The organism is Serratia sp. CY47444, assembly GCF_052168635.1.
Lineage (GTDB): Bacteria > Pseudomonadota > Gammaproteobacteria > Enterobacterales > Enterobacteriaceae > Serratia > Serratia bockelmannii.
Map to the genome: position 1 here is coordinate 12737 of NZ_JBJNMH010000027.1, position 22051 is coordinate 34787.

The window sequence follows — 22051 nt, forward strand, 5'->3', positions numbered from 1 at the left end:
CTTTACTCCTTTTCGATCTGCGCCGGCTTCAGGGTGCGCAGCACCCAGATCAGCAGGCCGATGATGAAGAACGCGCTCGGCGCCAGCAGGAACAGGCCGTTCGGCTGGTACCAACCGCCGTTCTGCACCGTTTCCAGCACCGGGACGCCGAACAGCTTGCCGGAGCCGATCAGCTCGCGCAGGAAACCGACCAGCACCAGGATCACCCCGTAGCCCAGCCCGTTGCCGATGCCGTCCATAAAGCTCTCGATCGGCGGCGACTTCATGGCGTAAGCCTCGGCGCGCCCCATCACGATGCAGTTGGTGATGATAAGGCCGACGAACACCGACAGCTGCTTGGAGATCTCGAACGCATAAGCGCGCAGCAGCTGATCGACCACGATCACCAGCGAGGCGATGATCGCCATCTGCACGATGATGCGCACGCTGTTGGGAATATGGTGACGGATCAGCGAGATGAAGAAGCTGGAGAACGCGGTCACCAGCGTCACCGCAATGGTCATCACCACCGCCGTCTCCAGCTTGGTGGTCACCGCCAACGCAGAACAGACGCCCAACACCTGCAGGGCGATCGGGTTATTGTCGAACAGCGGCCCCAGCAGGACCCGCTTTATCTCTTTGGAATCAGCCATTTTTCAGCGCTCCTTCACGAACTTTTTTCAGGAACGGGCCGAAGCCGTGCTCGCCCAACCAGAAATCAAACGTATGCTGCACGCCGTTGGAGGTCAGCGTGGCGCCGGATAGGCCGTCCACTCCGTGCACATCCCCCTGACGTGCGCCGCCTTTCACCACGCGGATCGCCGGCTGGCCGTTGTCGTCGAACAGCTGCTTACCGACCCACTGCTGGCGCCAGGACGGATTCTCGACCTCACCGCCCAGCCCTGGGGTTTCCCCCTGGTCGTAGTAGGTGATGCCCTTGACCGTATTGCCGTCGTTATCCAGCGCCACGAAGGCGTACATCATCGACCACAGGCCGGTGCCGTATACCGGCAGCACAAGCTTGTTCACCTGGCCGCTTTCGTCACGCACCAGGTAGATTTCCGCCTGGTTGCTGCGGCGCTTGATGCCGGCCGGATCGTCGCCCGCGGGCAACGCCACGCTTTTGGCGTCGTCGCGCAGCGCGGCGCCCAGATCGAACGCCGCCGCCTTGCCGGCGACAAACTCACCGCTGTTCAGATCCACCAGGCGCGGTTCGATGCGTTCGCTGTATAAGCGCTTGACCTGCTCGCTCTCCATTTTCGGCTGCAACAGGCCGGCTACGTCGAGAATATTGCGCTGCTTATCGAGCAGCTTTTGCTCCTGCTGTTTGGACTTCAGGCCGACGGCGGAGCCCGCCACCACCACTGAACACACCAGACACAGCAGCAGCACTACCAGCAGCGTTTTACCGATGCCGTCGTTTTTCGCTTCATTCGCCACGGGCTTTTCTCCGCTTGATGTTGGCCTGCACCACCAGGTAATCGAACAGCGGTGCGAACAGGTTGGCGAACAGGATCGCCAGCATCATGCCTTCCGGATAGGCGGGGTTGACCACCCGGATCAGCACGCACATCACGCCGATCAGAATGCCGTACCACCATTTCCCCTTGTTGGTGAAGGAGGCGGAAACCGGGTCGGTCGCCATAAAGATCATGCCGAAGGCGAAGCCGCCCAGCACCAGATGCCAGTACCACGGCATGGCGAACATCGGGTTGGTGTCCGAACCGATGGCGTTGAACAACAGGGCGGAAGCCACCATGCCGAGCATTACGCCGGCGACGATGCGCCAGGAGGCCACGCGGCCGAACAGGATTATCGCCCCGCCGATCAGGATCATCAGCGTGGAGACTTCACCGATGGAGCCGGGAATGTTGCCGAGGAAGGCGTCCATCCAACTGATGGACTGGCCGGTGGCCACGTTGCTCAGGCTGTGCGCCCCGCCAGCGCTCCACTGCGCCAACGGCGTCGCACCGGAGAAACCGTCCGCAGAGGTCCACACCAGATCGCCGGAGATCTGCGCCGGATAGGCGAAGAACAGGAAGGCGCGGCCGGCCAACGCCGGGTTGAGGAAGTTGCGCCCGGTGCCGCCGAAGATCTCTTTGGCCACCACCACGCCGAAGGTGATGCCCAGCGCGGCCTGCCACAGCGGCAGGGTCGGCGGCACGATCAGCGCGAACAGGATAGAGGTGACGAAGAAGCCTTCGTTGACCTCATGTTTGCGGATGATGGCGAACAGCACTTCCCAGAAGCCGCCGACGACGAACACCACGGCGTAGATCGGCAGGAAGTAACAGGCACCCAGCACCATTTTGCTGACCCAGCCGGCGTCGGCCGCCAGCGAGGCGCCGAGCCACTGCGCCAGACGATAATGCCAGTCGCCCGCCAGCACCTGTTGCAGCGCGTCGCCGCTGTACAGATGGTGCAGCGCCGGGATCGCCTGCTGGCCGACGTTGTACATGCCCCAGAACATCGCCGGGAACACCGCCAACCACACCAGGATCATCATGCGTTTCAAATCGATGGCGTCACGCACGTGCGAAGCGCCGCGCGTCACCGTGCCGGGGGTATAAAACACCGTGGTGGTCGCTTCATACAGCGGGTACCACTTTTCCAGTTTGCCGCCCGACGTGAAGTGATGCTCTATCTTCTCAAAATAATTCTTCAGGCCCATCGGTTATCCTTCCTGCTCAATCTTGGTCAGCACCTCGCGCAGCACCGGCGCGTACTCATACTTGCCGGGGCAAACGAAGGTGCATAACGCCAGATCTTCCTCGTCCAGCTCCAGGCAGCCCAGCGCCTGCGCACTGTCGCTGTCGCCCGCCAGCAAATCGCGCAGCAGCAGCGTCGGCAAAATATCCAGCGGCATCACCCGCTCGTAGTTGCCGATCGGTACCATGGCGCGCTCGCCGCCGTTAGTGGTGGTCGAGAAGGCGAACAGTTTGTTCTTCAGGAAGTGGCCCAGCGTGGTGCGGGTAATGGAGAACTTGTTCGGCGAAGGCACGATCCAACCGAACAGCTCTTTGTCGCGCCCTTCTTCCAGCACCGACACCTGCGAGTGGAAGCGGCCGAGCCAGGCGTTCGGCCCGGCGGCGTGCATGCCGTTCAGCACCGAACCGGAGATCACCCGGTTCTCACCGTCTTTCAGGCGGCCGGCGGTCAGCTCCTCGAGGCTGGCCCCCTGGCGGGTACGCAGCAGCGCCGGCTGCGCCACCTGAGGCCCGGCCAGCGCCACGACCCGGCGGGTATCGAGCTTACCGGTGGTGAACAGCGTGCCGATGGCGATGACGTCCTGGTAGCCGATGTGCCAAACGGTTTTCTTCAGGCTAACCGGTTCAAGGAAGTGAATGTGGGTGCCCACCAGCCCGGCGGGATGCGGGCCGGCAAATTCGCTGTAGGCGATCTGCGGGCCGCTCTGCTGGCCAACGGAGGCGCCGGCGGCGTGGCATACGTGTACCTTGCCCGCCGTCAGACGCGCCAAGACCACCAGCCCGGCGTTGAACGCCGCCTGCTGCTCGGCGATGATCACCTGCGGATCGGCGGCCAACGGCTGGGTATCCATCGCGGTGACGAAAATGGCGCGCGGTTCGCTGCCGGGGCTCGGCGTTTTGCTGAATGGGCGGGTGCGCAGCGCGGTCCACAGACCGCTGGCGATCAGTTCGCTCTCGACCTGTTCGCGCGGCAACTGGGCCAATTCCCCCAGCGGGTAGTGCGCGAACTCGAGCTGATCGTCGCCGCCGTTTTCCAGCGCAATCACCACCGATTGCAATACGCGCCGCTCGCCGCGGTTAATCGCAGCGATGCGGCCGCTGGCGGGAGCCGTGAAGAAAACCCCGGGGTTTTTCTTATCTTCGAACAACGCCTGGCCTTTCTTAACGGTATCGCCTTCCTGCACCAGCATGGAGGGACGCATTCCGACATACTCTTCCCCAAGCAGGGCGACATGCTGAATATTCGGGCCATCTTGGATCGCCTGAACCGGAGCCCCGGCTATCGGCAGATCTAACCCTTTTCTGATCTTAATCATAGGATTTATACGATGTAGTTGGGTTTACACGTCTGCCCGGCCCCAGAGGCGGGTGCTGACGATGCCAGGATTGCCGGGCAGTGCGCACGGCGGCACGCCCAACATGAACTTTCTCGCAGTGAAAATACGGGGTAACGCGCATTCCCTTGATTCCCCTTTTCCGTTGTTTGCGCGACAGTCGATGTGTTAACGGCCTGTAGCCAAATAACCATCAAAACGGCCGGGTTATATGCAATAACTCTTGCCGCTTCAATCGCCACAGTGCGTTAAATTGAAGAGAGAATATTAACATTGTTCGCAACATTGTTCTGCGTTCCGTCGTGACTTGGGTCAAGCAAACGCAATTAAATTTCGCCTGTTTTTCACTACTTATCGTTAAAATCTGCCGGTCATTTCACTTTTATCGAGCTTTGTCGTTTTTTTATACATATCACGTATTGCTAAAAATAAACGCGCTGGTAATCTGGCGGTGTTTTGCAGCAGTAAAAACAATAATCAGTGGCATGCTGGCCAACCTCAATTGCGCCGGCAGATAAATATAAGCAGGAATAATAATGAGCAAAATCGCGCTGTTGTTTGCGATGCTTGTTTCTATGCCGATGATCACGGCCTGCAGCGCCAGCGAGCAGGTACCCGAAGCGCCGGTAGTTAAACAGCAATTATTGGGTTCGCCGGTCTATATTCAGATCTTCAAAGAGGAACGCAAGCTGGAATTGTATGCCAAAATGGGCAATGAATTCCGCCTGGTCAACACGTTCCCGATCTGTAATTTCTCCGGTGGGCTGGGTCCTAAACGTCGTGAAGGCGACTTTAAAAGTCCGGAAGGCTTTTATAGCGTTGACGCACGCCATCTGAAACCCGACAGCAAGTATTATCGGGCGATCAATATCGGTTTCCCTAACGATTACGATAAATCGCAGGGCTATTCCGGCGCTTATCTGATGATCCACGGCGAATGTAAATCGATCGGCTGTTACGCGATGACCAACACCTATATGGATGAGATCTATCGCTACGTCGAAGCTGCTTTTGCCTATGGCCAAAGCCGCGTCGATATCAGCATTTATCCGTTCCGCATGACCGAGCAAAACCTCAAGCGCCATGCGTCATCCAGCTATATCGCCTTCTGGCGCCAGCTGAAGCCGGGTTACGATTACTTCGCGAAGAACCACCAGCCGCCGATGATGACCGTAGACAACGGCCAGTATGTGCTGGGTCAACCGTTGATGAGCAGCGGCCAGATGACGCAGTACGCGTCAGCCAGCCCGACGCCCAACACCAATCCCTTCGCTCAGAACAAGCCGCTCACCGAAGTGAAATAACGCGAACTCGCCTGGCTCAATCTTGTGCCAGGTTTCGTTGGCGGTCAGCGGTTGGGTGGCGATCACCGTGACCACATCGTTCGGTGTGGTCTGCTGCTGAAAATCGATCTCCACATCCTGATCCAGTAACGTCGCCTTACCGAACGGCGCGCGGCGCGTGATCCAATACAGGTTGGTGGAGCAATAGGCCATCACGAAGCGCCCGTCCGACAACAGCATGTTGAACACCCCTTTCTTGCGCAGCTGGTTCGCCAACAGGCCGATATAGCGGAAGACCGCCGGCCATTGGCTCGGGGTGCGCGGGTATTTCAGCGCCAGCTGATGCAGCAGCCAGCAGAACGCGTATTCGCTGTCGGTCTGGCCGACCGGGCGGAACGTGCCGGTATCCAGCTGACGATAGCCTTTTAATTGGCCGTTGTGCGCGTAGGTCCAGTTGCGGCCCCACAGTTCACGGGTGAACGGATGGGTGTTTTCCAGCGCCACTTCGCCGCGGTTGGCCTGGCGAATATGGGACACCACCGCGCAGGACTTGATCGGATAGTCCTGCACCAGGCGGGCGATCGGCGAGTTGAAGCTCGGCTGCGGATCCTTGAATGTGCGGCAGCCGTTCCCTTCATAGAAGGTAATGCCCCAGCCATCCTTATGCGGCCCGGTGCGGCCGCCGCGCTGTACCAGGCCGGTAAAGCTGAAGCAGATATCGGTCGGTACGTTTGCGCTCATCCCGAGCAGTTCACACATCGCCAGCACTCCTTAACCACACTGACACAGGCTGTGCGGACGCACCATGCGGCGTCCGCCGTCTTATTCATGGGGAGCCGCAGCTCCCCGAAGGCTATCAAGCCTTAACCATCTCTTTTTCGATCAGCTGAATCAAGATGTGAATCGCTTTGATGTGGATTTCCTGAATGCGGTCGGCGTAGCCGAAGTGCGGCACGCGAATTTCCACATCGGCGGAACCCGCCATCTTGCCGCCGTCCTTGCCGGTCAGGGTGATCACTTTCATCCCCTTGGCACGCGCCGCGTCGATGGCCTTGATGATGTTGCCGGAGTTGCCGGAAGTAGAAATGCCCAGCAGCACGTCGCCTTCGCGGCCCACCGCTTCCACATAGCGCGAGAACACATACTCATAGCCGAAGTCGTTGCTGACGCAGGACAGGTGGCTCACGTCCGAGATGGCAATTGCCGGGTAGCCCGGGCGGTTTTCACGGTAGCGGCCGGTCAGCTCTTCGGCGAAGTGCATCGCGTCGCAATGGGAACCGCCGTTGCCGCAGGAAATCACTTTACCGCCGGCTTTGAAGGAATCCGCCAGCAGCACCGCCGCACGTTGGATGGCGTCGATGTTGGCGTCATCATTGATAAATTTCGCCAGGGTATCAGCTGCTTCGTTCAGTTCACTGCGAATAAGGTCGTGGTACATGAGGAACCTCTTGTTATCGTCAAATCTTCCGCTTCGCAGTGTACCGGATCGCGGAAACAGCGAGAAGCATTCTCAGCCAAACAGCGCGCCAGTTAAGGAAGCGGAGAGGTTTTTGATGATTGGTGCTGTCAGTTTGTGACCTGAGTTGTAATTAAACTGTAAACGCATTGATAAAAATTCTGCCTTGTACTAAAACCTATTACATACACACAACAGGTCAGACCTCTTACTACTTCGGAGCTTCTTATGATGGTTCTTAGTATCGTCGTTTTCCTGGCTCTCCTCGGCGTGGTGTTCTACCACCGAGTGAACCTTACCCTCAGCAGCCTGATCCTGGTGGCGTACACTGCCGCCATGGGTGCTATCGGCCTGTGGAGCTTCTGGCTGTTGCTGCCGCTGGCGATCGTGCTGCTGCCGCTGAACCTTTCCTCTGTACGCCGTTCCCTGCTCTCCGCGCCGGCGCTGCGCGCCTTCCGCAAGGTGATGCCGCCGATGTCCACCACCGAGAAGGAAGCGATCGACGCCGGTACCACCTGGTGGGAAGGCGATCTGTTCCGCGGCGCGCCGGACTGGAACAAGCTGCACAGCTACCCGAAACCGCGCCTAACGGAAGAAGAGCAGGCGTTTATCGACGGCCCGGTGGAAGAAGCCTGCCGCATGGCCAACGACTTCCAGATCACCCACGAACTGGCCGATCTGCCGCCTGAACTCTGGGCGTACCTGAAAGAACACCGTTTCTTCGCGATGATCATCAAGAAAGAGTACGGCGGTCTGGAATTCTCACCTTACGCTCAGGCGATGGTGCTGCAAAAACTGGCCGGCGTTTCCGGCATCCTGGCGATCACCGTCGGCGTGCCAAACTCCCTCGGCCCGGGCGAACTGCTGCAGCACTACGGTACCGAAGAACAGAAAAACCACTATCTGCCGGGCCTGGCGCGCGGTGACGAAATTCCTTGCTTCGCGCTGACCAGCCCGGAAGCGGGTTCCGATGCCGGCGCGATCCCGGACGTGGGCACCGTGTGCATGGGCGAATGGCAAGGCAAGCAGGTGCTGGGCATGCGCCTGACCTGGAACAAGCGCTACATCACGCTGGCGCCGGTCGCCACCGTGCTGGGTTTGGCATTCAAACTGCATGACCCGAATCGCCTGCTGAGCGACAACGAATCCCCGGGCATCACCTGTGCGCTGATCCCAACCAGCACGCCGGGCGTGGAAATCGGCAACCGTCACTTCCCGCTGAACGTGCCGTTCCAGAACGGCCCAACCCGCGGCACCGACGTGTTCGTGCCGATCGATTACATCATCGGCGGGCCGAAAATGGCCGGCCAGGGCTGGCGCATGCTGGTTGAGTGCCTGTCGGTCGGCCGCGGCATCACCCTGCCGTCCAACTCTACCGGCAGCCTGAAATCCATCGCCCTGGCGACCGGCGCCTACGCGCACATTCGCCGTCAGTTCAAGATCTCCATCGGCAAGATGGAGGGGATCGAAGAGCCGTTGGCACGCATCGCCGGCAACACCTATGTGATGGACGCCGCCGCTTCGCTGATCACCTATGCGCTGGTACAGGGCGAGAAGCCGGCCGTACTGTCGGCCATCGTCAAATACCACTGCACGCACCGCGGTCAGCAGTCGATCGTTGACGCCATGGACATCGCCGGCGGTAAAGGCATCATGCTCGGTGAATCCAACTTCCTGGCTCGCGCCTATCAGGGCGCACCGATTGCCATCACGGTGGAAGGCGCGAACATTCTGACCCGTACCATGATGATCTTCGGTCAAGGCGCGATCCGCTGCCATCCTTATGTGCTGGATGAAATGGCGGCGGCGCAGAGCAACGATCTGAACGCCTTCGATAAATCGCTGTTCGGCCATCTGGGCCACGTCGGCAGCAACAAGGTACGCAGCTTCTGGCTGGGCCTGACCAACGGCCGTACCAGCGCCACGCCGACCAAGGACGCGACCCGTCGCTACTATCAGCAGCTGAACCGCCTGAGCGCCAACCTGGCGCTGCTGTCGGACGTTTCCATGGGCGTGCTGGGCGGCAGCCTGAAGCGCCGTGAGCGCATCTCCGCTCGCCTGGGGGATATCCTCAGCCAGATGTATTTGGCTTCCGCCGTGCTGAAACGCTTTGACGACGAAGGCCGTCAGAAAGAAGATCTGCCGCTGGTGCATTGGGGCGTGCAAGACAGCCTGCATAAAGCCGAACAGGCGCTGGATGACCTGCTGCGCAACTTCCCGAACCGCTTTATCGCCGGCGCGATGCGCTTCGTGGTCTTCCCGCTCGGCCGTGTGCATACCGCACCGTCCGATCGTCTGGATCACCAGTTGGCCAAGATCCTGCAGGTGCCTTCCGCCACCCGCAGCCGCCTGGGGCGCGGCCAGTACCTGACGCCGAGCGAACATAACCCAATCGGCCTGCTGGAAGCGGCGCTGGCCGACGTGATGGCCGCCGAGCCGATTCACGAACGTCTGTGCAAGGCAGCCGGCAAAAACCTGCCGTTCACCCGTCTGGATCGTTTAGCGGAACGCGCGCTGGAAGAAGGCAAGATCAGCGCCGACGAAGCGAAGATCCTGGTGAAAGCCGAAGAGAGCCGTCTGCGCTCCATCAACGTGGACGACTTTGCGCCGGATGCGCTGGCGGCCACCAAGCCGGAAAAGCCGGCGGCGCAGTCTAAGCGCCAACAGCAGACCGAAGCGGCCTAACGCCAATTCCCACTCCACGCATCCAAGGGGCGATCATCATCGCCCCTTTTTCTTTTCTTGCACCGCAAACTGCGCACCGCGCCGCAGGTTGGCGCAACGGCGGATTTCACGGGAAGGAAGTTCGAGTAAACTGCGCGGCGGGTGCTCTGGATCTTTCTGTCCGGAGCCTTGGCAAAGGAGAGAAAGAGAAAGGCCCCGAGTCGATATTATCAACCCGAGGCCACTCTGATACCTAGCAACATCAGGTTAGCCTCTTACCCGCCGCAAGGCAAGGATAGGGAGGTCAAAAATGCAGCAAAAACGGGTCGTGCTTAAGCTGGTGATCGTCTGTATGACGCTGATCGCGTTCATCTGGCTAACCCGCGGTTCACTGTGCGAACTGCGCATCAGGCTGGGAGACTCAGAGGTTGCGGCCACTTTGGCTTACGAATCCGAACGGTAAGGCAACCCAACGGCGGGGTTCGCCCCGCCCGTTGGCTGATGGTGTCAGGCAGGATCCACGAGCACCCGCCTTTTCAGCCCTGCTGGCGAATGCGCGCCAACAGCGCATCGATATGCTCGATCTGCGGCGCATTGACGATCAGCGTGCGCCCCAATCCCAGGGCGTGACGCTGACAGTCGAGGCGCATGTCGGCGTCGGCGATGCTATCCAGATCGGCGACGTGCGCCAGGCCGATGGTGCGCCGGATCAGTTCGGTACCGCAGTACCCTACTGCGTCAGCCCAGACCTGCTGCAGGAATTGCTCGGCGTAACCCGGCGTCGCCAGCGCCGCATCGCGGCTTTGCTGATGGCACAGCGCCAGGAAGCGATCGGCGAAAATCAGCCACAGCTCGCGCACATCCTGCAGGCGCTGCTCGCGCCCGGCGGCGGCGTCGCGCGGCCCGAACAGCCCCGGCTGACCACAATAGTTGAGCAGCAGGTTGCCTAACGCAGTGCCGACATCGAAACCGATCGGGCCGTAGAAACCGAATTCAGCGTCGATCGCTTTCAACCGCCCTTCCGCCACGAAAATTGAACCGCTGTGGATATCCCCGTGCAACAACGCCTCCGCTTTGCTGAGGAAACGATGTTTCAGGCCGGCGACCGCCAGCTTCAGCGGCGCATCCTCACGCAGCGCCTGCACCTGCGGCAACAGCGCCGCCTCGAACTGATTGCGCTCATGGTCAGTATAGGGGTCGGTAAAGAACAGATCTTCGGTGATCTGGCACAGCTCGGGGTTGGTGAAACGGCTGACTTCCGCCTTCTTCTGCTGCGCCGACTGATAAAAATCGGAGGTGTGGAACAGCGTCTGCGCCAGGTATTCCGCCAGCTGTCCGGCCGCCAGCGGGTGATAGTTCCCCTGCACCAGTTCACTGCGCCAGATGCGATGATCGGAGAGATCTTCCTGCACCATCACCGCCAATTCGGGATCGTGATGCAAGACTTTTACCGTATGCCTTGGGCAGAAACTGCCGTGGACCAGCAGCGTTTCCGCTTCGATGCGCGCCCGGTCCAACGTCAGCGGCCAGGATTCGCCCACGCAGCGCACATAGGGCAGCGCCTGTTTGACGATCACCCGACTCACGCCTTCGCGATCGCGGATCTTGAACACCAGGTTCAGGTTGCCGTCACCGATCTCGTCGGCGCTCACCAGCGCCTGCGGTTCGGCCACCTGCCCGTATTGGCGGGCATATTCAACGGCATCGGCAGCCGTAAACGTACGATAAAGCGACATTCCCCAACCCCTCTGTTCTCTCTCACTGACCCAGCGACTCTGATTATTTAGACGTAAAAGCATTTGGACGTCTATACATCTGGAAGTCATGTTGGCAGAATAGCGTTTCAGATGCAATAACCACGCAACAAGGAATTAACCGCCGATGCAAGCGCTTAACACCACCAGTTTGACCCTGCGAGATAACCGCCTTTGGATCCTCGATCAGCAAGCTCTGCCGCAGGAAAAGCGGTGGCGGGCCTGCGACAGCGTGGAAGAGTTGGTCGGGCACATTCACAGCCTGCGGGTGCGCGGCGCACCGCTGATCGGGCTGTCCGCCAGCCTGCTGTTGGCGTTGCTGGCGGAACGCGGTCTGCCGCGCGCCGAGCTGGAACAGGCGCTGCACACGCTGCGCGCCGCGCGCCCGACGGCGGTTAACCTGATGAACAATCTGGATCGCATGAAGCTGGCGCTGGCGGAGCCTGACTGGGCGCCGGCAATGGTGAACGAAGCGCTGCGGCTGGTGGAGGAAGATCGCCGGCTGTGCGATCGCATCGCCGATCACGGCGCTGGGCTGGTCAAGCCCGGCAGCCGCCTGCTGACCCACTGCAATACCGGCGGGTTGGCCACCGCCGGCGTCGGCACCGCCATCGGGGTGCTGCTGCGCGCCCACCAGCAGGGCAAAGTGCAACAGGTGTGGGTCGATGAAACCCGGCCGCTGCTGCAGGGCGGCCGTCTGACCGCCTGGGAACTGGGCGAGCTGGGCATTCCCTATCGTCTGATCTGCGATTCGATGGCCGCCTGCCTGATGGCGCAGGGCCAGGTCGATGCGGTGTGGGTCGGCGCGGATCGCATCGCCGCCAACGGCGACGTCGCCAACAAGATTGGCACCTACAGCCTGGCGGTGCTGGCGCACTATCACGGCATCCCGTTCTACGTGGCCGCCCCGCACACCACCCACGATCCGCACTGTCCGGACGGCGCCGCCATCCCGATCGAGCAACGCGCGGCGGCCGAAGTCACCGGCGTTTCAGGCAGCTTCGGCGCCTGCCAGTGGGCGCCGAACGAGGCACCGGTGTACAATCCGGCGTTCGATGTCACGCCGGCGAAGCTTATCAGCGGGTGGGTGTTCGACAGCGGCGTGATCACGCCGCAACAGGTTGAAGCGGGGATTTTCCAGCGGGCGCTGGGGTAACGCCCGCCGGTTGACGATCAGTCCAAACGCGGATAGGCATCGGCGATCGTGTCGCCGGTGAAATGCGCCACCCAGCCTTCCGGGTTGTCAAATACCCGGATCGCGGTAAAGTGCGGCGCCGAGCCCATATCGAACCAGTGACGGGTGTTGGCCGGCACCGAGATCAGATCGTTCTTTTCGCACAGGATCTGGAAGATCTTGCCGTCCAGATGCAGGCAAAACAGCCCCGCCCCTTCAACGAAAAAGCGCACTTCATCCTCGCCGTGCGTGTGTTCGGACAGGAATTTTTCGCGCAGCGCCTGACGCTGCTCGTGGTCCGGCCGCATGCTGATCACGTCCCAACTCTGGTAGCCCTTTTCCGCCACCAGCCGGTCGATCTCATGCTGGTAGGCGGCGATCACTGCCTCCGGCTGCGGGTTGTCGCCCAGCTCGCGATCCGCCTGCCAGCGCTCAAAGCGCACGCCGATTTGCGCCAGCTGGCGCTGGATCTCCTGCGCGTCGCGGCTCTGCCACAGCGGCTGCTGCGGCGCTTTATCGCTGAAAATGGTCAATCCACTCATGAGACGAACTCCCCTAAATCGATACGATCAAAACGGTTAACCTGCGGATGCCGGCTTTGCTCGTCCGTCTCATCGCGGATCAGCTGGCAGGTATGCCAGCCGGCGGCCTGCGCCGCATCCAGCTCCTGGTGGATATCGGACAAGAACAGCAGCTCGTCGGGCGCGATGCCGATAGCCTGCGCAATGTTGCGGTACGACGCGGTTTCGCGCTTGGCACCAACGTGCGTATCGAAATAGCCGCTGAACAGCGGCTGCAGATCGCCTGCGTCGCTGTGGCCGAACAGCAGCTTCTGCGCTTCCACCGAACCGGAGGAATAGACGTAAAGCCTCAACCCCTGACGCTGCCAGGCGGCCAACTGCCCGGCGACTTCCGGGTACAGATGCCCGCGGAAATCCCCTTCACGGTAACCGCTGCGCCAGATGATGCCCTGCAACGCCTTGAGCGCGGTGGATTTGCGATCTTCATCCATAAAGCGGTACAGGGCGGCGATCAGCGCGTCGAGATCTGCCTGCGGCTGGTCAATTTCAGCGCGCAGCGCCGCCAGCGGCGCGGCGACTTCGCTCTCAGCGGCATGGCGGCGCACAAAATCCGCCAGCCGTTCGCGGGCATAGGGAAACAGTACCTGATGCACAAAGCGAATATCGCTGGTGGTGCCTTCAATATCGGTCACGATAGCGCGGATCATTTCGCCTCCAGTAAGCGGCGTTGCAGTTCACACTGGAACAGGAATTCCAGCCCTTCGAGATGGCGGCGGGCTTCCGCTACCTGGCTTCCCCAGCAATAGAGACCGTGGCCGCGCACCAGAAAACCGTACTGCAGTGGCGTGGCCTCGGCATAGGCCGCCACACGCGCCGCCAACCGGGGGATATTCTGATCGTTATCAAAAATGGGGATCGCCACACTGTCCAGGTGGCTGCGCTGGCCGGCCAGCGACTTCTGCATTTCGTATCCCTGCAGCACCAGCGCATCGCCGCGTTCCACCCGCGACAGTACGGTAGCGTTGACGGAATGGGTATGCAGCACCGCGCCGATGTGCGCAGACAGGCGGTAGAGCAGCGTATGCAGCCCGGTCTCCGCCGACGGCGTGCGGCCGCTCGGCACATGATTGTCGGCGATATCCACCCGCAGAAAATCGGCGGCGCTCAGGCTGCCCTTGTCTTTGCCGGACTCGGTGACCAGGCACTGACGTTCGTCGAGGCGCAGCGACATGTTGCCGCCGGTCGCCGGGCACCAGCCTTTGTCGCCAATCCAGTGGCAGGCCGCCAGCAATGCGGTAAATTGCGGATTATCCGTCATTATTATCATTTCCCGTTCGGTAAGGCGGCCGGCAGAGGAAACTTTGCCTGCCGCGTGGCGGGCTAAGCACTTTTTCGCATTTAGCCATCTAAGCGTCTTGATTGCCAAATACTAGCATCGTGTTATATTGACGGCAATATAAGCGCCTGGAGTATTCACCTGCTATGAGCACTTCCGCATTGATTCCCGAAAGTAAACTGCCTGCCCTGGGCACCACCATCTTTACCCAAATGAGCGCGCTAGCGCAGCAGCATCAGGCGATCAACCTGTCTCAGGGCTTCCCTGATTTCGACGGGCCGGACTACCTGAAAGAACGCTTGGCCTGGCACGTCGCCCAGGGCGCCAACCAATATGCGCCGATGACCGGGGTGGCGCCGCTGCGCGAAGCCATCGCCGACAAAACCGCCGAGCTGTATGGCTGGCAGCCGGACGCCGCTGCTGAAGTGACCGTCACCGCCGGCGCCACCGAAGCGCTGTTCGCCGCCATCAGCGCGCTGGTGCGCCCCGGCGATGAGGTGGTCTGCTTCGATCCCAGCTACGATAGCTATGCGCCGGCGGTGACGCTGGCCGGCGGCGTACTCAAACGCCTCGCCCTGCAGCCGCCCGCGTTTGCCGTGGATTGGCAACAGTTCGCCGCCGCGCTGTCGCCGCGCACCCGCCTGGTGATCGTCAACACGCCGCACAACCCGTCCGCCACCGCCTGGCAGGCGGAAGATATGCAGCAGCTGTGGCACGCCATTGCAGAACGCGAAATCTACGTGCTCAGCGACGAAGTCTACGAACACATCTGCTTCGCCAAAGGCGGCCACGCCAGCGTGTTGGCCCACCCGCAGCTGCGCCAACGGGCGATCGCGGTGTCCTCCTTCGGTAAAACCTTCCACATGACCGGCTGGAAAGTGGGTTACTGCGTGGCGCCCGCCGCGCTGAGCGCCGAGGTGCGCAAGGTGCATCAATACCTGACCTTTTCGGTCAACACCCCGGCGCAGCTGGCGCTAGCGGATAGCCTGCGTGCCGAGCCGGAGCACTGGCGGCAGTTGCCGGCGTTCTATCGCGCCAAGCGCGATCGCTTTGTGCAGGCGCTGGCGCGCAGCCGACTGGAAATTTTACCCTGCGCGGGTACATACTTCTTACTGGCGGACTACAGCGCCATCTCCGATCTGGACGATGTGGCGTTCTGCCATTGGTTAACCGAGCACGTGGGCGTGGCGGCCATTCCGCTGTCGGTCTTCTGTGCCGATCCTTTCCCCCATAAATTGATCCGGCTGTGCTTCGCTAAACAGGACGCCACGCTGGATGCAGCTGCGGAGCGGTTATGTCGACTTTAAAAATTACCCTGTTGCAGCAACCTCTGGTCTGGCGCGACGGCCTCGCTAACCTGGCCGCCTTCGACGCGTTGCTGGCGCCGATCGCCGGGCGCGATCTCATCGTTTTGCCGGAAATGTTCACCACCGGTTTTGCCATGGATGCCAGCGAGAGCGCCCTGCCCGAACAGCAGGTGATCGACTGGCTGCGCAGTTGGGCAGTGAAAAGCCACGCGTTAATCGGCGGCAGCGTGGCGCTGAAAACGCCCGAAGGCGCGGTCAACCGCTTCCTGCTGGTAGAGCCGGGCGGCCAGGTGCATGCCTATGATAAACGCCACCTGTTCCGCATGGCCGGCGAACACCTGCATTACCAGGCCGGCAACCGGCGTGAAATCTTCGAGTGGCGCGGCTGGCGCATCCTGCCGCAGATCTGCTACGACCTGCGTTTCCCGGTCTGGGCGCGCTATCAGCAGGATTACGATCTGGCGCTGTACGTCGCCAACTGGCCGGCGCCGCGCAGCCACCATTGGCAAACGCTGCTGACGGCGCGGGCGATTGAGAATCAGGTGTATGTGGCGGGCTGCAACCGGGTGGGCGAAGATCCTAACGGACTGAGCTACAGCGGAGACAGCTTAATCATCAGCCCTCAGGGCGAGATCCTGGCGGATGCGGAACCCGGCGCGGCCACGCGCCTGGACGCCGAGCTGTCGCTGGAAACCCTGCAGAGCTACCGCAGCGCCTTCCCGGCCTGGCGCGATGCCGACAGCTTTCTGCGTCTCGACTGATTAAACACGCTCCCAGCCGGCGATTAGCGCGTCGATCTTCGGCAGAGAGATAAAGACTCCGCGCCGATGCCGGAAAAGGACGGCTCGTTCAGCACCAATAGGCCATGAAGTTGACGGTGGAGCGATCCAGATCGCGTTCGCCAATCAGGTAACGCCGCAGCGTTTTCACCGCAGAAGATTCGGCCGCCACCCAGGCATAAAAAGCGTTGCTGCCGGCCGCCCGCTCCCACAGCACCTCATCGCTCAGGCTGCTTTCCGCCAGTGACTGCGCCTGTGCGCACGCCGATGCGGGGATATCCACCCGCTGGCGCACCGCTTCCACCAGCAGCGTACCGTGTGCCAGCTGGCGGCCGACGTCACGCGGCAGCCAGTAGACCTCGGCGAACGGGAAATGCGCCAAATCCAGGCAATCCCCCGCCACCGGCACCTCAAAAAACGCCTGCACCCGCGGCGGATTGGCCTGCTGCGCCAGCTGTTCCAGAATCGCCATCGCCGCCGGCACCGCCGTCTCATCGGCGATCAGCAACGCCTGTTGCAACTGCGCCGGCGGCGCCCATTCGTAACCGCCGCTGTCGCCGTCGAAGTCACCGTTGGGGGCGACCGTTTGAATCGTGTCTCCGGGTTCGGCATGGGTCGCCCAGGCGGAAGCCGGGCCGTTCACGCCATGCAACACGAACTCGACGTCCATCTGATTCTGCTCGCGGCGCAGCGCACGCAACGTATAGGTGCGCATCACCGGACGCTGTTCTTTGGGGATCGCCATGTAATCGCCGTACCAGTCCGAGCTGTTGACCAACTGCGGGATCTTGCCGTCCGCCGCCGGGAACAACAGTTTGATGCGCTGGTCCGGCGCTTCGAGCTTCATCCGATGAATATCTGCACCTTCAAACACGCAGCGCACCAGCGAAGATGAAATCAGCGTTTTGCTTTTCAAGGTGATATCAAAAATTCTGTAGCTGGCGGACATGTTCTCGATTCTCCGGCAACGGCTGTCGCTTGTGCGTATGGCCGATCGGCTGCCGTGTTGACGGCGTGGGGTGCTCGATCGCGCAGCGGGCAAAATGTTAATAAAACTAATTAATTACGTTAATGTATCGCAAAAAATCATATCACGAATTTATTGATAACAAGAAACGTTATTGATAAAAGAAGCATTCTCAAAAAAACACAATAACAATATCACCAGGAAATAACGATGAAACGCAAACACCTTTGGGTATTGAACCCTTGTCTGCTGGCAATGCTTGCGCCGGCGGCTTGGGCTGAAGATCAGAAAGCCGGCACCGAAGAGCAGATGGTGGTCTCCGCCAGCCGTTCGCACCGCAGCACGGCGGAAATGGCACAGACCACTTGGATCATTGAAAGCCAGGAGATCGAACAGCAGGTTCAGGGCGGTAAAGAGATCAAGGACATGTTGGCGCAGCTGATCCCCGGCATGGACGTCAGCGGCCAGGGCCGTACCAACTATGGCATGAATATGCGTGGCCGCTCGATGATGGTGATGATTGACGGCGTACGCCTGAATTCATCGCGCAGCGACAGCCGCCAGTTGGATTCGATCGATCCATTCAATATCGATCATATCGAGGTGATTTCCGGCGCGACCTCGCTGTACGGCGGCGGCAGCACCGGCGGCCTGATCAATATCGTCACCAAAAAAGGGCAACAGGAACAGCAGGTCGAGTTGCAGGTCGGCGGTAAAACCGGCTTTGGCGGCCATAACGATCACGACGAGAACGTGGCGGCGGCGGTCAGCGGCGGCAACGACAACGCCTCTGGGCGCCTGTCCGTTTCTTACCAGCGCTATGGCGGCTGGTATGACGGCAAAGGCAATGAGGTACTGATCGATAATACCCAAACCGGCCTGCAGTATTCCGATCGCCTCGACGTCATGGGCACCGGCACCCTCAACATCGACGATCATCAACAGCTGCAGCTGACCACCCAATACTACAAAAGCCAATCCGACGGCGATCACGGCCTGTTCCTGGGAGAGAACTTTGCGGCGGTGACGGGCAACGCCAAGGCATATAACAGCGGTAACTTAAATTCCGACCGCATCCCCGGTACCGAACGCCACCTGATCAACCTGCAGTATTCCAACACTGATTTCCTCGGCCAGGATTTGGTGGCGCAGGTCTACTACCGCGACGAAACGTTGACCTTCTACCCGTTCCCGACGCTGGCGGGCAAAGCGCCGAACTATTACGTCAACAGCATTGGTGCTTCGCAGCAAAAAACCGATTTCTACGGCGGCAAGCTGACGTTAAACAGCAAACCTGTCGACGCACTGACGCTGACTTACGGCATTGACGCCGAGCATGAAAGCTTCAACGCCAATCAGCAGTTCTTTAACCTGGCGAAGGCTCAGCAGTCCGGCGGCATGATGCTGGAGAACGCTTACAGCACCGGCCGCTACCCGAGCTATACCACCAGCAACCTGGCGTCGTTCCTACAGGCCAGTTACGACATTAATCCCATTTTCACCCTGAGCGGCGGCGTGCGGTACCAGTACACCGAAAACAAGATCGACGACTTCGTCGGTTATAACCAGCAGCAGGCGATCGCCAGCGGCGCCGCGACGTCCGCCGACGCGATACCGGGCGGGAAAACCGACTACAACAACGCGCTGTTCAACGCCGGCCTGTTGGCACATCTGACCGAGCGCCAGCAAACCTGGTTCAACTTCTCTCAGGGCTTCGAGATCCCGGATCCGGGCAAATATTACGGTAACGGCACCTACGCGTTGAACGGCGGCCATTACCAGTTGTTGAAGAGCGTCAACGTCGGCGATTCCAAGCTGGAAGGCATCAAGGTCAATGCCTACGAGCTGGGCTGGCGCTATACCGGCGATAACCTGCGCACGCAAATCGCCGCTTACTACTCGCTGTCCGACAAGAGCATCGCTATCAACAAAACCGACATGACCATTAACGTCAATGCGGACAAGCGGCGCATCTATGGGCTGGAAGGCGCGGTGGACTACTTCTTTGAAGACAGCGACTGGAGCGCCGGCACCAACTTCAACGTTATCCGTTCCGAAACCAAGGTCAACGGCGAATGGAAGAAGCTGGTGGTCGATACCGCCAGCCCATCGAAAGTCACCGCTTATGTCGGCTGGGCGCCGGGCGACTGGAATCTGCGCTTACAGTCGCAGCAAACCTTCGATGTGTCGGACGACGGCGATTACACCAAGGCCAACTCCACCCAAGGCCGCAAAATCGATGGCTACAACACCCTCGATTTCCTCGGCAGCTATACCCTGCCGGTAGGGAAAATCAGCTTCAGCGTGGAAAACCTGCTGGACAAGGAATACACCACCGTTTGGGGCCAACGCGCGCCGATCCTGTACAGCCCGACCTACGGCTCGCCTGAGCTGTACAGCTATAAGGGCCGCGGACGCACCTTCGGTTTGAACTACTCGGTGTTGTTCTGAGGAATCAGGGGCCGGTCTGCCGGCCCCGTTTATTGGGCCGTACCGTTTTGCCGAGAGCAGAAACGACGAAGCCCTGAGTTATCGCTAACTCAGGGCTTCTGAATAGTGGCGGAACGGACGGGGCTCGAACCCGCGACCCCCTGCGTGACAGGCAGGTATTCTAACCAACTGAACTACCGCTCCGCGCCATTCCCTCTTGCGGGGGAACGAGGCGCATATTACGGACGCCTCTCGGTTCCGTCAACGCCTTTTTCTCACCAAATGAATCGTTTGCACAGTTTTTCAACGAAGGTTCATCCGGTGCGTTTTTTTCGTGCAAAAATGCCGTTACTCGGCCGGCGCACCGCGCCACAGGCAGCTGCCGCCCTTTTTCGCCACCAGATCCAGACGCGCCTCGTGCGCCTTCACTTCTTCGTCGCTGGCGTAGACCACTTTCATCGCCGTCGCCGGGCGGACAATGCGCTGAATTTCTTGCGCGGCGTCGTTTTGCTGGGTATCACCTTCCATCTGGAACGCTATCGAGGTCTGACCGCCGGTCATCGCCAGATAGACTTCCGCCAGGATCTCGGCATCGAGCAATGCGCCGTGCAGCGTACGCTTGCTGTTGTCTATCTCATAACGGCTGCACAAGGCATCGAGGTTGTTGCGTTTGCCCGGGAACAGGCGGCGCGCCATCAGCAGGCTGTCGGTGATGGTGCAGAAGGTCTCGGTCTTCGGGATACCCTGCTGCAACATGCGGAATTCGTGATCCATAAAGCCGATGTCGAACGCCGCGTTATGGATCACCAGCTCGCCGCCGCGGATAAAGTCGAGGAATTCGTCGGCAACCTGATCGAAGGTCGGCTTGTCGGCCAGGAAATCGTCGCTGATGCCGTGTACGCCGTACGCTTCCGGATCCACCAGCCGATCCGGCTTGATGTAAACGTGGAAGTTGCGCCCGGTCAGGCGGCGGTTAATCACCTCCACCGCACCGATTTCGATGATGCGGTGCCCTTCGTAGTGCACCCCAAGCTTGTTCATACCGGTGGTTTCGGTATCGAGGACAATCTGTCTGGTGGTTGTAGAGATCATATTGCAGTGCTCACAGCGCTCGTTTATGTCAGACTTGGCTTTTATAAAACTGATAGGAAGAGTCTACCAGAGATGCTCAAACAGGTAGAAATTTTCACCGACGGCTCCTGCCTTGGCAACCCCGGCCCCGGTGGCTACGGCGCGATATTACGCTATAAGCAGACGGAAAAAACCTTCAGCGAGGGTTTTCGTCTGACCACCAATAACCGCATGGAAATGATGGCGGCGATCGTGGCGCTGGAAGCGCTGACCGTGCCCTGCGCCGTGACGCTCAGCACCGACAGCCAGTATGTGCGCCAGGGCATCACCAGTTGGATCCATAACTGGAAGAAGCGCGGCTGGAAAACCGCCGACAAAAAGCCGGTCAAGAATGTCGATCTGTGGCAGCGGTTGGATCTGGCCATTCAGCGCCACGAGGTGAAATGGGAATGGGTCAAAGGCCACGCCGGCCACCCGGAGAACGAACGTTGTGACGTGCTGGCGCGCGAAGCGGCCGGTAAGCCGACGCAAGAAGACGTCGGTTACCAACCGGAAGCCTAAGGCAGCTTGCGATAGCTCTTGGTCGCGCCCACCGCGCGGCTAAGAGACGGCTTTCTCGCCCCCAGTTTCATCGGCGTAGGCGTTAGCGGCAAGGTGCGTTTGCGCGCCACAATCACGCTCATGCAGCCCAGCGCTGGCAAATGGGTACATAAAAACTTGCCGCCCTTGCGGTGCCACGGCAGCACGTGAAAACGCGACTGATGCAGCACCTCATAATTCAGCAGGCTGAGCCAATCCAACAGCCGCATCTGGGTAAACATGCGGCTGACATAGGGCTGGCGATGACGCAACCCGGGCACCAGCTTGCCCAATCCCAGCAGGCTGAACGGATTGAAGCTGCTGATAACCAACCAGCCGTCGTCGATCAATATCCTGTCCACCTCACGCAGCATGCGGTGCGGATCGTCCGCATAGGACAGCGTATGCGCCAACAGGCAGGCATCCACCGACTTGGCGGCGAACGGCAGTTGATAGGCATCGGCGATCACCTGCAGCCCGTCCCCCTCCAGCCCTACGTTGACCTGATGGGAAATCGCACATTTGTCCGTGGCCAGCTCGGCGCTGAGCATGCCCATCTTCAGCAGATGGAAACCGAACAGCTTGGGCCACCAGGGTTGCAACTGCCGCTCGAGCGCTTCACGATAGTACTCCCCCCACGGCAGCTCAGCCCAGGACTGCGGGCCGGTGAGCTTTTGTAGAGTATGGGCTGGTTTCATGATTTATTATC

21 protein-coding genes and 1 tRNA gene are annotated in these 22051 nt (G+C 60.2%); 8 read left to right on the forward strand and 14 right to left on the reverse strand.

The window, feature by feature from the left end; genetic code table 11:
* Nucleotides 1-2: 2 nt before the first annotated feature.
* Genes ACJ8IL_RS23265 through ACJ8IL_RS23280 form a run of 4 tightly spaced genes read right to left on the reverse strand, consistent with a single transcriptional unit; the run spans nucleotide 3 to nucleotide 4003 of the window.
* On the reverse strand, nucleotides 3-632 hold the full coding sequence (locus ACJ8IL_RS23265) for an NADH:ubiquinone reductase (Na(+)-transporting) subunit D (RefSeq protein WP_004930232.1): 630 nt from the start codon (nucleotides 630-632) through the stop codon (nucleotides 3-5).
* Nucleotides 625-1419, reverse strand: a complete 795-nt coding sequence (locus ACJ8IL_RS23270; RefSeq protein ID WP_025301668.1) for a Na(+)-translocating NADH-quinone reductase subunit C — start codon at nucleotides 1417-1419, stop codon at nucleotides 625-627. The genes ACJ8IL_RS23265 and ACJ8IL_RS23270 overlap by 8 nt, the downstream gene beginning before the upstream one ends.
* Entirely contained in the window at nucleotides 1409-2650 is a 1242-nt protein-coding gene (locus tag ACJ8IL_RS23275; protein ID WP_442516874.1) for an NADH:ubiquinone reductase (Na(+)-transporting) subunit B, read from the reverse strand. The genes ACJ8IL_RS23270 and ACJ8IL_RS23275 overlap by 11 nt, the downstream gene beginning before the upstream one ends.
* A 3-nt stretch (nucleotides 2651-2653) precedes the next feature.
* Nucleotides 2654-4003, reverse strand: a complete 1350-nt coding sequence (locus ACJ8IL_RS23280) for a Na(+)-translocating NADH-quinone reductase subunit A (protein ID WP_342096007.1) — start codon at nucleotides 4001-4003, stop codon at nucleotides 2654-2656.
* 554 nt (nucleotides 4004-4557) lie between these two features.
* On the opposite strand from ACJ8IL_RS23280, the gene dpaA reads away from it, so the two are divergent.
* A complete protein-coding gene (dpaA, locus tag ACJ8IL_RS23285) occupies nucleotides 4558-5325 on the forward strand; it encodes a peptidoglycan meso-diaminopimelic acid protein amidase (RefSeq protein WP_025301666.1) in 768 nt (255 codons plus the stop codon).
* On the opposite strand, the gene ACJ8IL_RS23290 is transcribed toward dpaA, so the two are convergent.
* Together ACJ8IL_RS23290 and lpcA are read right to left on the reverse strand one after the other, a co-directional pair.
* Complete coding sequence (locus ACJ8IL_RS23290) at nucleotides 5260-6063, reverse strand: class II glutamine amidotransferase (RefSeq protein WP_025301665.1); 804 nt, start codon at nucleotides 6061-6063, stop codon at nucleotides 5260-5262. The genes dpaA and ACJ8IL_RS23290 overlap by 66 nt on opposite strands.
* 97 nt (nucleotides 6064-6160) lie before the next feature.
* Complete coding sequence (gene lpcA / locus ACJ8IL_RS23295) at nucleotides 6161-6742, reverse strand: D-sedoheptulose 7-phosphate isomerase (protein WP_004930220.1); 582 nt, start codon at nucleotides 6740-6742, stop codon at nucleotides 6161-6163.
* A gap of 246 nt (nucleotides 6743-6988) precedes the next feature.
* On the opposite strand from lpcA, the gene fadE reads away from it, so the two are divergent.
* Entirely contained in the window at nucleotides 6989-9445 is a 2457-nt protein-coding gene (gene fadE / locus ACJ8IL_RS23300) for an acyl-CoA dehydrogenase FadE (protein ID WP_342117116.1), read from the forward strand.
* A 289-nt stretch (nucleotides 9446-9734) separates the two neighbouring features.
* Nucleotides 9735-9887, forward strand: a complete 153-nt coding sequence (locus ACJ8IL_RS23305) for a Hok/Gef family protein (RefSeq protein ID WP_004930217.1) — start codon at nucleotides 9735-9737, stop codon at nucleotides 9885-9887.
* A gap of 73 nt (nucleotides 9888-9960) precedes the next feature.
* Here ACJ8IL_RS23305 and mtnK read toward each other — a convergent pair whose 3' ends face one another.
* The gene (gene mtnK / locus ACJ8IL_RS23310) at nucleotides 9961-11160 is read right to left on the reverse strand and encodes an S-methyl-5-thioribose kinase (RefSeq protein ID WP_025301663.1); all 1200 of its coding nucleotides are present in this window, start codon (nucleotides 11158-11160) and stop codon (nucleotides 9961-9963) included.
* A 145-nt stretch (nucleotides 11161-11305) separates the two neighbouring features.
* Here mtnK and mtnA point away from each other — a divergent pair, with 145 nt between their 5' ends.
* Nucleotides 11306-12334, forward strand: coding sequence for an S-methyl-5-thioribose-1-phosphate isomerase (gene mtnA / locus ACJ8IL_RS23315; protein WP_442516875.1), 1029 nt, complete (start codon nucleotides 11306-11308; stop codon nucleotides 12332-12334).
* A 17-nt stretch (nucleotides 12335-12351) separates the two neighbouring features.
* Here mtnA and ACJ8IL_RS23320 read toward each other — a convergent pair whose 3' ends face one another.
* The 3 genes from ACJ8IL_RS23320 to ACJ8IL_RS23330 are packed head-to-tail and all read right to left on the reverse strand — an operon-like array spanning nucleotide 12352 to nucleotide 14191.
* Nucleotides 12352-12894 (reverse strand): 1,2-dihydroxy-3-keto-5-methylthiopentene dioxygenase, encoded by a 543-nt coding sequence (locus ACJ8IL_RS23320; RefSeq protein WP_043135518.1) that lies wholly within the window; start codon nucleotides 12892-12894, stop codon nucleotides 12352-12354.
* A complete protein-coding gene (gene mtnC, locus ACJ8IL_RS23325) occupies nucleotides 12891-13580 on the reverse strand; it encodes an acireductone synthase (protein WP_197781559.1) in 690 nt (229 codons plus the stop codon). The genes ACJ8IL_RS23320 and mtnC overlap by 4 nt, the downstream gene beginning before the upstream one ends.
* Nucleotides 13577-14191, reverse strand: a complete 615-nt coding sequence (locus ACJ8IL_RS23330) for a methylthioribulose 1-phosphate dehydratase (RefSeq protein ID WP_442516876.1) — start codon at nucleotides 14189-14191, stop codon at nucleotides 13577-13579. The genes mtnC and ACJ8IL_RS23330 overlap by 4 nt, the downstream gene beginning before the upstream one ends.
* Before the next feature lie 164 nt (nucleotides 14192-14355).
* On the opposite strand from ACJ8IL_RS23330, the gene ACJ8IL_RS23335 reads away from it, so the two are divergent.
* Together ACJ8IL_RS23335 and ACJ8IL_RS23340 are read left to right on the forward strand one after the other, a co-directional pair.
* Nucleotides 14356-15516, forward strand: a complete 1161-nt coding sequence (locus tag ACJ8IL_RS23335) for a pyridoxal phosphate-dependent aminotransferase (protein WP_043135510.1) — start codon at nucleotides 14356-14358, stop codon at nucleotides 15514-15516.
* Nucleotides 15504-16277 carry an amidohydrolase gene (locus tag ACJ8IL_RS23340; RefSeq protein WP_442516877.1) on the forward strand — a complete coding sequence of 258 codons (774 nt, stop codon included), beginning with the start codon at nucleotides 15504-15506 and terminating at the stop codon, nucleotides 16275-16277. Before ACJ8IL_RS23335 ends, ACJ8IL_RS23340 begins: the two co-directional genes overlap by 13 nt.
* Before the next feature lie 88 nt (nucleotides 16278-16365).
* Here ACJ8IL_RS23340 and ACJ8IL_RS23345 read toward each other — a convergent pair whose 3' ends face one another.
* Nucleotides 16366-17244 carry a siderophore-interacting protein gene (locus tag ACJ8IL_RS23345; RefSeq protein WP_043135506.1) on the reverse strand — a complete coding sequence of 293 codons (879 nt, stop codon included), beginning with the start codon at nucleotides 17242-17244 and terminating at the stop codon, nucleotides 16366-16368.
* Between the two features lie 228 nt (nucleotides 17245-17472).
* Here ACJ8IL_RS23345 and ACJ8IL_RS23350 point away from each other — a divergent pair, with 228 nt between their 5' ends.
* Nucleotides 17473-19713 carry a TonB-dependent siderophore receptor gene (locus ACJ8IL_RS23350; RefSeq protein ID WP_442516878.1) on the forward strand — a complete coding sequence of 747 codons (2241 nt, stop codon included), beginning with the start codon at nucleotides 17473-17475 and terminating at the stop codon, nucleotides 19711-19713.
* Nucleotides 19714-19819: 106 nt separating this feature from the next.
* Here the strand turns inward: ACJ8IL_RS23350 and ACJ8IL_RS23355 are convergent.
* Nucleotides 19820-19896 (reverse strand) — tRNA-Asp (locus tag ACJ8IL_RS23355).
* 144 nt (nucleotides 19897-20040) lie between these two features.
* Nucleotides 20041-20784: a DNA polymerase III subunit epsilon gene (gene dnaQ / locus ACJ8IL_RS23360; RefSeq protein WP_038871384.1), complete on the reverse strand. Its 744-nt coding sequence runs from the start codon at nucleotides 20782-20784 to the stop codon at nucleotides 20041-20043.
* Between the two features lie 72 nt (nucleotides 20785-20856).
* Between dnaQ and rnhA the strand changes: the two genes are divergently transcribed.
* On the forward strand, nucleotides 20857-21324 hold the full coding sequence (gene rnhA / locus ACJ8IL_RS23365; RefSeq protein ID WP_033649910.1) for a ribonuclease HI: 468 nt from the start codon (nucleotides 20857-20859) through the stop codon (nucleotides 21322-21324).
* On the opposite strand, the gene ACJ8IL_RS23370 is transcribed toward rnhA, so the two are convergent.
* Nucleotides 21321-22040, reverse strand: a complete 720-nt coding sequence (locus ACJ8IL_RS23370) for a class I SAM-dependent methyltransferase (RefSeq protein WP_025301652.1) — start codon at nucleotides 22038-22040, stop codon at nucleotides 21321-21323. The genes rnhA and ACJ8IL_RS23370 overlap by 4 nt on opposite strands.
* Nucleotides 22041-22051 lie beyond the last annotated feature (11 nt).